A 12,238-nucleotide genomic window follows, 5' to 3' on the forward strand; every position below is an offset into this window, starting at 1 on the left:
AACCGCTATAAAGTAGTTTTTTGATGGTATCCATTTTGATACCCCTCATAATAGCCTTTTTGATGCCCTTCATTGTATATCCTACCATTACAAGTTTTCCTGTATTGTATGGGGTCATATTGATAACAACCCACACAGCCGTCATATTCAGCCTCCCCTTCATAGAAAGGATAACGATTGCCAGGAATTTTTGTTGCGTCAAATCTATAGCCAGTCTCTTTGTATTCTTTACAAATCTGGCGTTTCTTGTCGTTACAAGCTTTGCATAAAGCTTGGAAATCATCAAAAGTCTGTGTGTTTGAATCAGAAACTCTTAAATCATCCTTGCGACCGTCTTTATGATCCACCTCTATTTGAGTGTTTTCAGAGTTGCCGTGTGCACCGCACATAGTGCAACATTGTTGTTTATAGTGGTTTTTAATGTCTTGACGGATACTTTGATTAAAAACACATTCGGTATTATAGCCATTCAAGCGTATTCTATCAATGGAATTTCCTAGAGTTTGCCCTTTATCAAATTCTAATATAAATTCTTTAGCCAAAGATGAGTTATTCCTACACCAACTCCCCCCATTACCTAGCTGCAACCCTTGATATTTTCCTACAAATTCTGTAACGCTTACCCAACGACTCACCCCCATTTTATCAGGTTGTGCAAGTTCCAAAAATAACTCTTTTTTACTTTTATTCATCTTTAAAATTCTCTCTATAAAATTTCATAAATTCTAATCAATTTATTTCAAAATAACCCGCATCGCACAAATTAGCTCAACCGCTTGTCTAGAATTAACGATCCTTTGTGATGGTTTTGGCTTTAGAGCCTACAGCTGTAGAACCCGTGGGCAAATCTGAAAGCACCACCGCATTAGCCCCAATCTTCACATCATCGCCCACGCAAATCGCGCCCAAGACCTTAGCCCCTGCCCCCACTACCACACGATTGCCTAAAGTAGGGTGGCGCTTGCCCTTGAACTTGCCCGTGCCCCCTAGAGTTACGCCATGATAAATGGTAACATCATCTCCAATCTCTGTGGTCTCGCCAATCACCACACCCATGCCATGATCGATAAAAAGCCCTCTCCCAATCTTAGCGCCCGGGTGGATTTCTATCCCAGTGATAAAGCGCGCTAACTGAGAAAGCGCGCGAGCGATGAAGTAAAACCCACGCTTGTGCAACGCATGCGCTAGGCGGTAACAAAGCAGCGCATGAATGCCCGGATAAAGCAAGAGCACCTCCCACTTATTCCTAGCTGCCGGGTCTTCTTGCAAGACACGCTCCAGGCTATAAGACAAATCCAACATTATAAAATCTCCAATTGGAATGTATTTGGGTCAAGATAACTTAAGCAGATTTTTCTCATCTATTCCAATAAAACTTGATGCAAATTTTTCTTGCTATTATACCCAAACTCACGCTCCTTTAAATGGAGTAAAAAATTAATAGAGTAAAACGCCCTCTCTTTTAATCCCTTCAAATTCGCTTAAACAACCCTTTAAAAAGGCTTAAAAACCCGCTAATCCATCATTAATTTGGCATTTATTTGGAATAAAACTATTTTAAATGAAAAAGATAAAAAGCAGATTGAAAAAGATTACTATTAATGGTGCCGAAGGTCGGACTCGAACCGACACGGGATTGCTCCCACCAGATTTTGAGTCTAGCGTGTCTACCAATTCCACCACTTCGGCGTGTATAGAGCGAAGAGTGAGATTATACCCACTTATTCCTTAAAAAAACTTAATGGTGCACTGGGCGAGACTCGAACTCGCACGAGATTGCTCCCACCACCCCCTCAAGATGGCGTGTCTACCAATTCCACCACCAGTGCTAAAAATTTAAAATAAATGAATATTATAGCTAAATCACGCTTTTTAAGCAATGATTTAGCCCAACAAAACCCTTAACTTAAGAATGGGTTACTATAAATAGCGATAATAGCAAACACTAGAGTATAAATCACTTGCGCTTCAATCATCGCCATGGCCACAAACATGGTTGTGAGCAATTTACCGCCCACTCCTGGGTTTCTCGCTGTGCCTGTAATGGTCGCTGCGGCCGCATTCCCCATGCCGATCGCCCCACCAAAAGCGGCAATCCCTAAACCGATCATCGCTCCTAAGATAGAATAAGATTTAATCATATCCATCCCACCCATTCCACCATCATGAGCGAAAGCAACGCCCGCTAAAGCCAGAAAAAATAACGCTAAAAATTTCATTTTCGCACTCCGTTTCAAAAATTAGGCTTGATTTTCATTTCGAATCGTTCCTCTACTTTCAAAAATACAAGCAAGAATCTATTCTAATACAAACTAGCTTAAAATCTCTTTTAAAATAATAAATTTTTATTAAATTATTAGAAATAAGGAAGTTTTTAAAAAACAAATTTGCTTTAAGCAATAAGTTATCCTTAAAAACTTAAAACAATCCATTAGTAGTATAATGATGTGGTCAATAAATTAGATACAACAAAGGATCACAATGCCAAAAGATAACAATAAAGAACTCACTCTACTTGAAAGGGTTTTGGGTAGCAGAATAGAAGTTCTGCCGACTTTGCCAAGAAAACAAACACTTGATAGCAATTATCAACGCATGATTTTAATTAAATCAAATGAGCTATACGATAAGCTAGGTCATATCATCAATCATGGCCTTAGCTCTTTGCCTATTTTTACAACAAGTGTTCCTTTAGATAAATTAGTGTTATATAAAGATGGAAAGGTTTCATCTATGTTAAAAGGTGTCAAAGGGTTTGGGGGCCATGAAGGTTTTGAGATAGTAGGTGCTATTGAGCTAACTACAGGGATTATGAACCATATTGCCCCTATTCTTAATTATAAACTAGCAGAAATCTATTATGAAGCATATGCCGAAACTAATCGTCTTTTTGACGAAAACCAAAGGCTACTCACACAACAAAACATCTTTGTTGTCCAACAAGTTAATGCCTTAAAAGCTAAAACTAAATTTCTCCAAGAAGTTTATAAGGATATTTCTCAAATTTCTAAAAGTGATATTTGGAGACAATCAACATGCACAAATTTACAAAGAATACACATTGAATTAAATGAAATTTTTTATAATTTTATATCCCAAATAAATCAAGGGCTAATATTAAAGAACTTTAATGATGTAGGTAGTAACTACATTTGTGCGAGATATGCTCTTTCTCATTATGGTTTTGCGTTGGTTTTAGAATATGTTGTTGCAGGACTCATTGATAATGAGAGCATGAAATTTTTAAAAGCCAAAGTTGAAGAAGCTTTTGATAGTTTTAACAAAACAACAAGTGATTTGGAAAGAGAATTAAATTTTATCCAAAATAGCAATTTTCAAACACAAAAATATATTTGGAATAATCCGTTTCTTGGTTGGTGGTATGATAGCTGGAACAATCAACCACAACCACAACACAGCCCTTATCAGCAAAACGAATTAAATAGGTTAAACAACGAAAATGCAGATATAGAATATATCAAAAGTAATATTTTAAGCTATTTTAATATAAAAAGGGATAGAGAAGCTCTTTTTAATTTAATTGAAGCCCCTAAACAATACCTTCAAAATATTGTTATCACCCACGAAGAGTAATAAAAAGAGTGTATATATTTTAGCCAAGTCCTATGTATTAGATTGGTTTTACATAGGACTATGGATAATTTAAGAGATGGATTAAGCCAAATCCAAAGCGATTTTACCCTTATTGAAACTAATCACCCTACATTTGATGCTATCGCCTTCTTTTAAAGCCACTTGACACCTGTCCATGTGTTGTTTTCTTAACAAGCCTTCGCCCCCCTTAGGCAAGCTTAAAAACGCCCCAAAATCCACGATTCGTTTCACTTGAGCTTCTAGCACCTCATCAATAGCGTATTGCTCCAATTCTTGATCTAAAGAATGCAAATAGTTTAAAATAAATTCCTTAGTCTTTAAAACGCGCTCTTTATTCCCCATGATTTTCACTTCACCGCTTGGTTTATTCAAATCAATCTTAACCTCAAACTTTTCTACTATCTCTTTAATCACACGCCCCCCTTGACCGATAATTTCTACAATTTTATCGGGCGCGACATTAAAAATTTCAGTCGTGGGCAAATGGGAAAAATTGATCACGATCTTTTCTTTCGCTTCATGCATGATTTTTAAAATATGTTCTCGCGCTTCTTTAGCTTGGAGTAAGGCTTGGTATAAAACCTCTAGTTGGATACCGCTCATTTTGGTATCCATTTGCATAGCCGTAATGCCTTCTAAATTCCCGGCAATCTTAAAATCCATATCGCCTTCGGCGTCTTCTAAGCCGCTAATATCGCTTAAAATAGCGTGATCTTGCCCTTCGCTCACCATGCCCATAGCCACCCCAGCGACTAGATCATAAATTTCCACACCGCTTGCATAAAGGGCTAAAGACCCTGCGCACACGCTCGCCATTGAGCTTGAACCATTACTTTCTAAAATCTCAGAAACCAATCGTATCACCTGCTCTTTATTTTTAATGCTCGTTTCTAAGGCTCTTTTAGCCAAATTCCCATGCCCTAATTCGCGCCTTGAAGTCGCGCCAATAGAACTCGCTTCGCCCACGCAAAAAGGAGGGAAATTGTAATGAAACATGAAGCGCTCTTTGATAGGGGTTTTATGTTCCAAACTCTCATGGGTTTGAGCGTCATTATCCGTGCCTAAAACCCCTACCACTAAGCTCTGCGTTTGCCCCCTAGTGAATAAAATGGAGCTATGTGCCATAGGGAGCAAATCGCTCTCTATCAAAATGGGCCGCACTTCTTCTAACGCGCGTTTATCCGGGCGGATTTTATCTTGAATAATCATGCGCCTTATCTCAGTTTTTTTCACTTTTTCTAAAGACAATTCAATTTCTTCTAAACTGAATTCTGAGTGGGCTTCGCTGATTTTTTTAGCAATTTCATTGAAAACATTTTCTCGCTCGCTCAAAGCAGAACTTTCAATGCCTTTGATGATTTCATCAAAATACTGATTTGTTAATAAATCTAACAGCCTTTCATTGAAGACTATTCCTTGGCTTTCTTTAAAAAGCAGCTCGTTTTGGTGGGGCGTGAAAATCTCTTCATAAAGCGTGCAAGTTTCTTTCAAACTTTTTTGAGCCAATTCTAAAGCTTCTAGCATTAAAGGCTCTTCTAAAGCGTTTAATTTTTGCCCTAAAGATCGCATTTCTATCATGTTCAAACTCTCTTTTGTGCCGGACACGAACAAATCCAAACTGGATTGATTCAAAAGGCTTGTGTTAGGGTTAATGATAAATCCGTTATCAACCCTAGCGATCCTGCAAGCACTCACGCTTTTAATAGGAGCGATATGGGCCAAAAAGAGAGCGGCTGAAGCGGCGTTTAAAGCAGAGACTTGCAAATCGTTTTCAATATCATGGCTTAAAACCATTAAAGTGATTTGGGTAGGGTAGCGGTAATCTTTAGGGAATAAAGGGCGTAAAGTCCTGTCTATGAGCCTAGAGGTTAAGATTTCAAAATCTTGCGCTCTGCCTTCTCTTTTAACAAAACCGCCCGGGATTTTACCGGCTGCATAAGATTTTTCTAAAAACTGCACCACTAAAGGCAGAAAATCTTCACTCACAGGCTCTCTTTCTATACACACGCTCGCTAAAATGATGGTTTTCCCTAAGCGATATAAAAGAGAGCTAGTGGCTTGTTTGGCCACTTGTTTGAGAGCGAATTCTTCGGTTTTGTTACTAGAATTGATGGTGATAAAATCCATATTTAATGTTCCTTTTTTAAATTGGGTGCGTTGTTAGCGCCCAAGTATTTTTCAATTTCTTCATTGCTTAATCGCTTGAGTTCTTTATAATGGTGTTCCACAGAGACAAAACATTCAGGGCGATACACGCTAATCACCCCATCGCACAAACTTTCTAAGCCTTGAGCGACATTTTGCGCGAGAATGGGGGTTAAAATATAAATGTCTTGGCATTCTTTTTTCAAACAAGTTTGCACGCCTAACCCTGCTCTAAACCCGGTCTCAATCCCCCTATCTACGATAAAAATATTTTTATCTTTTAGGCTTTTGATCGCATTGCCTTTGCGATACTGATAGATGTGAGACAGGATGTCTTCTTCATAAGCCCGCTTGGCTTCCCCATAAACATAGTCTAAAGCGATGTCAAAGGAATTGATTAAACTTTCATTCATCACAATATCCATGCTTTCACTCACTAAAGCGATTTCACACTTTGAGTTTAAAGGGGCTAAGATAGGTTCTAAAAAAAGTATATCATAAGTCGCTCCAAATTTTTGCGCTAAAGCGTGAGCTAAATACAGAGCGTTAAAACTCAAAGCGAGCATGATGGAATCTTTTAAATCAATGTGGCGCGTGTGGATTTCATTAATCAATTTGTTCAGAGCGTCTTCTTCATTGATAAAACGCATGCTCTCTATATCGGTGATATGGCTAAAATCCGTATTCAAATGCATTCCTTTTTTTACTTACGCTGTAAAGAGCGGTAAGTCACATTGGTTTTAGTGATCGGTGAAAAGTCTAATTCTAGCTTAACATAGTTATTTTCAAACACTCTTATAGGTTGGTTGGGATCGCCGGTGAGGATGGGGCGTCGTTGGTTGACGAATTGAAAGCCAATCCCAAAACAACGGATTTTTTTATAAATCCCCACATTCCAATTTAAAACCACATTATTTCTAATATCATAACCCACATCCGCGCTCATGGAAAAGTAACCAAAGTCGTTGCTAAAACCCGCCTTTAAATAATCCGCAGGATTTTCTACAATGCTATTAATCCCACTGCTAAAATTGTTCCTTAAAAAATAAGAGAGGTTAAAGCTTAAAAATTTGCGTTGGTAATTGGCGTTCACAGAGATTTCTTCTAAGCGGTTTTGATAAAACGAATAAAAGACATTCCCAAAGATGTTTAATCCTGTTAAGGGCGAAAACCCGATCTTGCTTTCTAGGGGCATTTTAAAGGGCGAAACTTTATCGTCAAGATTGATGAGTTGCGATATTTTAAAATACAACAACTCTTGCCCTCCTAAGCCATAAAGGTATTGCGTTAGGGTTAAATTCACCGTTTTATTGCTCGCATCGCTGGGTAAAATGCTGCTAGGATTCCACACGGAGTCATACAAACGCCCTTGATAATCATAATCTCTCAATAAAGGCGAAGTGTAGCTGTTTAAGGCTTGCGTGCTTAAAGCATACATGTTTTGAGAAAATAAGCCGTTTTTAAAGGTGTAATAAGGGATGTTGAAAATCGCTTCTAGTTGGATCGTGTGGAAAAGTTTGTTGTATTCTCTGGCTAAATCCGTATTGACATACATGGAAAAATTGGAAGACACAAAGTTCCCAAATTCCCTTGATTCATTAGGGATCGTAGGCACGAAGGAATTTTTAGATTGCATTAAAGCCACATTAGATAGTTGGAGATCATTCCAAAGCCCTAGAGACAAATACTTTTTAAACAAAGAAAATTGCAAGCCCACCGGCACATTCAAAGCGTTTTGCACATAGCCATAGCCGATCTCTCTTGCGGTGTTTCTAAACTGATAATCCACCGAATACAATAAATTCCTAAAATACAAAGAATTTAAATATTTATGGTATTGCAAATTAGGGACAGATTGGAAAGTGCGGTTATTGTTGATTTTATTCAGGTTTAAAAAATACTTGATATTCAAGCCGTAATAATTGTTTTCTGTTTGCAAATAGTAATTCGCCCTAGACATGTGCGTGGCGTCTGTGATACGCTTATTAACCTTTTCAAAACGCACATAATCCAAATCGTTCATGTATAAAAAGTCAATGTAATGCCCGTTGTCAATATTAGACTTAAGATGAAAGTATTTTTGTAAAGTGTCCCTGCTAGAGCTTAAAAATTCAAAACCATAGATATTTTGATTCCTCAAATCGTAGCGTTTGACGTATTGGGTGTAATTCCTAAAATAGCGTGCGTTGAATAAAAACCTGTCGTCTTTAGAGTTGATGTAGCGCGCTTCAAAATTCAAGCCAAAACCCCTTTTATAGCGGATTTGTGGGGTAAAGGTCATATCCCATGAGTTTTTGGGGGCTAAATAAAAGGGTTGCAAATAAATAAAGCCGTCTAAGTTGGAAGTGCCAAACTCAGGGTATAAAAACCCGGTAGTTCTTTTATTGCTAGTGGACATGAAAATGTAGGGCAAATACAATACAGGAATATCACCGATATAGATCTTAGGATTCCACATTGACAAATGCGATTTTTGCATATTAAATGAGCCTGAAGTCGCATTGACATGCCAAATGGGGTTGTCAATGCTGCACCCTGAAGCGCTCATGTTTTTAACCTTATATTTTTGATCCTTCCCGCTAGCAATATCCGCGCTCACCCAAATCCCGCTCACGCTGTCTTGGACATAAAAGGGGAAAATGATCTCATATTTTTCATTCAAACTCAATTTCACGTAATCGGTTTTAACGAGCAAACCCTCGCCCCTATAAACCTTGATATTGCCTTCTAATAACGCTTCTTTAGTCTTGGTGTCATAACGCACCTTATCCGCTAGAATATACACGTCATAATTCAATAGAATCGCATTCCCTGATGCGGTTATCACATTGTCTTTAGCGCTCACTTTATCCGCAAGGATTTCAAAAATCTTATGGTTTTGTTTGTCAAATCGTTGCATAGCGATTTCTTTAGCCTCTAATGCGCTCAACAAAAAAAAGACCGCCAAATACAACCAACGAATCATTTTAAAACAACACCAAAAGACTTTTGCTTTTTTCTTCATGCCATGCCCTATGATAGGGGTTTTTAAACACTACAAACCATAAAAAGGGGCATAGAAAAACCACGATCTTTAACCCTAAACGCTTCAATAAAATAGCCCTACTGGGGCAATCTGCTAAATAAATATCAATGATTTTAATCCTAAAAACCAGTTTAGCCAAACTCATCTTGCACAAACACACAAAAAAGATTTCATAAACGCCATACAAGACGATAAAACCCACCATAACAAACACGCTGTGATAAATGGGGTTAGCTAGCCAATATAAAGAATGCAAAAAATCGCACGCCCCTAAAAGATCGCTCAATAAAAACGCCACCAACAAACCATCGGTTAAAAACGCTAAGATGCGCCAATACAAGGGGCATAAACGCATTTTTTCACGCATAAGGAGTGTTTCTATGATTTCAGTTTCTTCTTTTTCTAAGTTTGGAGAGCGCATTCAAAAACAAACAAGACAAACTCTTTGGTTTGTCTCAAACTTTAACCTTTAAGAATATTCTTTCAAATCTAACACCTTAAAACCAATATCCTTGCGATAAAACATGCCTTCAAAATGCACCTTTTGAGCGATTTCATAAGCATGGTTTCTGGCTTCTAATAAGGATTTTCCTCTGCCAATGGCAAAGATCACCCTCCCCCCACTGCTTTCAAACACGCCATTATCCTGCTCCACCTCCCCTAAAATCAAATGACCCTTTTTTTCATCAACCGGATCAATATAAAGGGTTTGCTTGGGCGAAGAGCTAGTGGGGTAATTCCTAGAAACAAGCGCCACACTCATCACAAATTCTTTAGAAAACACCAATTCAAGAGAATGTAATTCCCCCTTGGCTGTAGCCAAACACAAATCTAAAAGCGAGCTTTCTAAAAGGGGTAAAATCGTCTGGCATTCAATGTCTTTAAAACGCACGCTAAAATCCAATAAATACGGCTCTAAAACACCCTTTTCTTCTATGATTACAATTTCAGCGAGTAAAACCCCTTTAAAAGGCGTGTTGTCAGCCTGAAGCTTCTCTAAAGTGGGTTTAAAGATATGATTTTTTATTTTCTCTTCTAATTCATTAGAGAAAAAGTTTGCAGGAGCGATGGCCCCCATACCTCCTGTATTGACCCCGTTATCCCCCTCTAATAAGCGTTTGTAGTTTTGGCAAAAGGGCAACAAGATAAAATCATCATTGGCTATGAGCGCTGTAACTGAAAGCTCAAACCCCTCTAAAAAAGGCTCTATGATCACAGGCTCATTGCTTTGTTTGAAAGCGTCTTCAAGGATTTTTATCGCTTCTTCTTCTTGATGGACAATGCTTGTGTTTTTATTCAACGCTTTAATCACTAAGGGGAAGGAAGCGTTTTGGATGTAACTCAAAGCTTCTTTTAAATCGTTTGTTTCAAAGTAAGACGCGCTTTTGATACCGCATTCTTTAACAAAAGCTTTCATATAGCTTTTAGAAGCCTCTAACTTAGCCGCTTCTTTAGAAGCCCCAAACACTAAAATCCCCGCTTTTTCTAGCATCTCTGTAAGCCCTAAAACCAAAAGCTCTTCTTCTGAAATGATGGCTAAATGGATCTGTTTTTTCAGGGCTAATTCCACGATATGCTCGTAATGTTCGCATTCCAGATTTTCGCCTAAATCTTGAGTGCCACCATTACCCAAACAAAAATACAAAGCATTCACTCGCTCATCTTGCTGAAGCCTTTGAGCCAAAGCATACTCTCGCCCCTTATTCCCCACAATTAAAACATTATAGTTATTGTTATCTTTCATGTCTTTCCTAAAATGTGGTTGTTTTTAAACCCAGATGACCGCTACTTTTACATGTGCATAAGTTCAACAAACCTACACTAATAAGGCTAGGAGGATTTTCTTAGGGGCAGATTTAAAAAATGCCATCACACAAAAACCACTACCTTAGCCTAACTTATTTTTTCAACGAACTTGCCATCAATAAGAAACACGAATCATCCAGGCGATTCTTACAATTATACTTAAATTTTAAAGAAATTCCATGCAAAAATATTCAAGCGATCCGTGATAGTTTTAATTGGTGTTTAGGCGTTTTAAGAGAAACTGACTGATTTATTTCAGCCTTTCTTTATACGCCGCTTCCAAACTGCTATACCCTTTTTTCAATTCTCCCACACCCCCAAAAGCCACCACTTTAGCTTCTTTTAAAAAAATCGCGCTGTCTAAATACTTTTCCACATCCACCACCAAATGCGTAGAGACTAGCAAGCTTGCGTTTTGGCTAAACTCCTTAGCGATTAACTCAAAAATCTCTTCTCTTGCAATAGGATCAATCCCAGCCACCGGCTCATCAAAAAGATACAAAGAAGCGTTTCGTGATAGGGTTAAAATCAGCTGTAATTTTTCCCTCATGCCTTTTGAAAGGGCTTTAAACTCTCTTTTTAAAGGCACGCTGAAGCGTTTGAGTAAATCTAGGGCTTTTGATTCATCAAAATCGCTAAAAAAATCCCTGTAAAAAGCGATCGCTTTTAAAGGCGTTAATTTAGGATCTAAAAAATCGCCATCGCTTAAAAACGCCACGCTTTTTTTCGTCTCTATGCCGATCTTTTGATTTAAAATTTTCACTTCCCCTTGATAGTTCAAATTCAATCCGGCTAAAATCTTTAACAGAGTGGTTTTACCCGCCCCATTAGGGCCTAAAAGCCCTATAAATTGTTGTTTGGGTAGTTTCAAACTGATATTGTCTAACGCTTTTAAACTCCCATAAGTTTTAGTCAAATTCTCTATTTCTACTAGCATTTTAATTCCCCAAATTTGCGCACTCTTTTGTAAAAATCGCTAATGATGTTTTCTAAATCTTTAGGGGTGAAATCAGGCCATAAAATCGGCGTGAAAAACAATTCCGCATAACTAGACTGCCACAATAAAAAATTAGACAAGCGCATTTCCCCCCTGTTCGCAACAACAAATCCACTTCCGGCAAATCGCGCGTGTCTAAACGATTAGAAATTTCATTTTCTAAGCTTTCTAAAAGGCTTATATGGCTAGGCGGGCTTTCTAATAAGCTTTTAAAGGCCCTTGAAAGCTCGTTTTTAGATCCGTAATTAAGGGCTAAAACTTGCGTAAAATCCTTAAAATGCCTGGTATCACTTTCAAGCCGCAAAATCGTGTCTCTCAATTCTTTAGAAAATCCCTCTAAATCCCCTATCGCCCTGAAGCGTATGTTATTATCTAAGTAAGTGGATCGCTCATCTTTAAGGTATTTTTTAAGCATTTTCATCAAAAAATCCACTTCACTTTTAGGGCGTTTCCAATTTTCTGTAGAAAAAGCGTATAAAGTCAAGCATTCTAATTTATGGTTAGCGCACCAGATCGTGATGTCTTTAAGGGTTTTTACGCCCTTTTTATGCCCATAAGCCCTAGCTTTATTCTTTAATTTAGCCCACCTGCCATTACCATCCATAATAATGGCAAGATGTTTGAGAGTGTTATCCAATGCCTTTACCCTT

General features: G+C 38.0%; 11 protein-coding genes, 2 tRNA genes and 1 pseudogene. 2 read left to right on the plus strand and 12 right to left on the minus strand.

Annotated elements, in window-relative coordinates; translation table 11 throughout:
• Positions 1-5: 5 nt before the first annotated feature.
• The 5 genes from D2C72_05260 to D2C72_05280 form a co-directional block, all read right to left on the minus strand.
• Entirely contained in the window at positions 6-692 is a 687-nt protein-coding gene (locus tag D2C72_05260; protein QEF43698.1) for an HNH endonuclease, read from the minus strand.
• A 94-nt stretch (positions 693-786) separates the two neighbouring features.
• Positions 787-1,302 carry a serine O-acetyltransferase gene (gene cysE, locus D2C72_05265; protein QEF43699.1) on the minus strand — a complete coding sequence of 172 codons (516 nt, stop codon included), beginning with the start codon at positions 1,300-1,302 and terminating at the stop codon, positions 787-789.
• A gap of 300 nt (positions 1,303-1,602) precedes the next feature.
• A tRNA-Leu gene (locus tag D2C72_05270) sits at positions 1,603-1,689 on the minus strand.
• A 53-nt stretch (positions 1,690-1,742) separates the two neighbouring features.
• Positions 1,743-1,829: transfer RNA gene (locus D2C72_05275), tRNA-Leu, on the minus strand.
• Between the two features lie 72 nt (positions 1,830-1,901).
• Positions 1,902-2,219, minus strand: a complete 318-nt coding sequence (locus tag D2C72_05280) for an ATP synthase subunit C (GenBank protein QEF43700.1) — start codon at positions 2,217-2,219, stop codon at positions 1,902-1,904.
• A 262-nt stretch (positions 2,220-2,481) separates the two neighbouring features.
• Between D2C72_05280 and D2C72_05285 the strand changes: the two genes are divergently transcribed.
• Positions 2,482-3,594 (plus strand): hypothetical protein, encoded by a 1,113-nt coding sequence (locus D2C72_05285; protein QEF43701.1) that lies wholly within the window; start codon positions 2,482-2,484, stop codon positions 3,592-3,594.
• An 81-nt stretch (positions 3,595-3,675) separates the two neighbouring features.
• Here the strand turns inward: D2C72_05285 and D2C72_05290 are convergent, their stop codons facing one another.
• From D2C72_05290 to purD, 5 genes are read right to left on the minus strand one after another with little or no spacing between them, the layout of a single operon-like run.
• Positions 3,676-5,742, minus strand: coding sequence for a polyribonucleotide nucleotidyltransferase (locus D2C72_05290; protein QEF43702.1), 2,067 nt, complete (start codon positions 5,740-5,742; stop codon positions 3,676-3,678).
• 2 nt (positions 5,743-5,744) lie between these two features.
• Positions 5,745-6,455 carry a phosphoribosyltransferase gene (locus D2C72_05295; GenBank protein QEF43703.1) on the minus strand — a complete coding sequence of 237 codons (711 nt, stop codon included), beginning with the start codon at positions 6,453-6,455 and terminating at the stop codon, positions 5,745-5,747.
• An 8-nt stretch (positions 6,456-6,463) separates the two neighbouring features.
• A complete protein-coding gene (locus tag D2C72_05300) occupies positions 6,464-8,725 on the minus strand; it encodes an LPS-assembly protein LptD (protein QEF44192.1) in 2,262 nt (753 codons plus the stop codon).
• 1 nt (position 8,726) lies between these two features.
• Positions 8,727-9,206: an RDD family protein gene (locus tag D2C72_05305; GenBank protein ID QEF43704.1), complete on the minus strand. Its 480-nt coding sequence runs from the start codon at positions 9,204-9,206 to the stop codon at positions 8,727-8,729.
• A gap of 48 nt (positions 9,207-9,254) precedes the next feature.
• Complete coding sequence (gene purD / locus D2C72_05310) at positions 9,255-10,529, minus strand: phosphoribosylamine--glycine ligase (GenBank protein ID QEF43705.1); 1,275 nt, start codon at positions 10,527-10,529, stop codon at positions 9,255-9,257.
• Between the two features lie 119 nt (positions 10,530-10,648).
• Here purD and D2C72_05315 point away from each other — a divergent pair, with 119 nt between their 5' ends.
• A complete protein-coding gene (locus D2C72_05315) occupies positions 10,649-10,840 on the plus strand; it encodes a hypothetical protein (protein QEF43706.1) in 192 nt (63 codons plus the stop codon).
• A gap of 1 nt (position 10,841) precedes the next feature.
• Here D2C72_05315 and D2C72_05320 read toward each other — a convergent pair whose 3' ends face one another.
• Both D2C72_05320 and D2C72_05325 read right to left on the minus strand, forming a co-directional pair.
• Positions 10,842-11,528: an ABC transporter ATP-binding protein gene (locus tag D2C72_05320; GenBank protein ID QEF43707.1), complete on the minus strand. Its 687-nt coding sequence runs from the start codon at positions 11,526-11,528 to the stop codon at positions 10,842-10,844.
• Positions 11,522-12,225: pseudogene (locus D2C72_05325) on the minus strand (di-trans,poly-cis-decaprenylcistransferase). Before D2C72_05325 ends, D2C72_05320 begins: the two are co-directional and overlap by 7 nt.
• Between the last annotated feature and the right edge of the window lie 13 nt (positions 12,226-12,238).

Source organism: Helicobacter pylori (genome assembly GCA_008032955.1).
Classification (GTDB): Bacteria; Campylobacterota; Campylobacteria; order Campylobacterales; family Helicobacteraceae; genus Helicobacter; species Helicobacter pylori_DC.

Bases quoted from the DNA above. Each gene is read 5' to 3' on its own strand.
- D2C72_05260 (QEF43698.1), bottom strand. From the start codon at position 692: ATGAATAAAAGTAAAAAAGAGTTATTTTTGGAACTTGCACAACCTGAT.
- cysE (QEF43699.1), bottom strand. From the start codon at position 1,302: ATGTTGGATTTGTCTTATAGCCTGGAGCGTGTCTTGCAAGAAGACCCG.
- D2C72_05280 (QEF43700.1), bottom strand. From the start codon at position 2,219: ATGAAATTTTTAGCGTTATTTTTTCTGGCTTTAGCGGGCGTTGCTTTC.
- D2C72_05285 (QEF43701.1), top strand. From the start codon at position 2,482: ATGCCAAAAGATAACAATAAAGAACTCACTCTACTTGAAAGGGTTTTG.
- D2C72_05290 (QEF43702.1), bottom strand. From the start codon at position 5,742: ATGGATTTTATCACCATCAATTCTAGTAACAAAACCGAAGAATTCGCT.
- D2C72_05295 (QEF43703.1), bottom strand. From the start codon at position 6,455: ATGCATTTGAATACGGATTTTAGCCATATCACCGATATAGAGAGCATG.
- D2C72_05300 (QEF44192.1), bottom strand. From the start codon at position 8,725: ATGATTCGTTGGTTGTATTTGGCGGTCTTTTTTTTGTTGAGCGCATTA.
- D2C72_05305 (QEF43704.1), bottom strand. From the start codon at position 9,206: ATGCGCTCTCCAAACTTAGAAAAAGAAGAAACTGAAATCATAGAAACA.
- purD (QEF43705.1), bottom strand. From the start codon at position 10,529: ATGAAAGATAACAATAACTATAATGTTTTAATTGTGGGGAATAAGGGG.
- D2C72_05315 (QEF43706.1), top strand. From the start codon at position 10,649: ATGCCATCACACAAAAACCACTACCTTAGCCTAACTTATTTTTTCAAC.
- D2C72_05320 (QEF43707.1), bottom strand. From the start codon at position 11,528: ATGCTAGTAGAAATAGAGAATTTGACTAAAACTTATGGGAGTTTAAAA.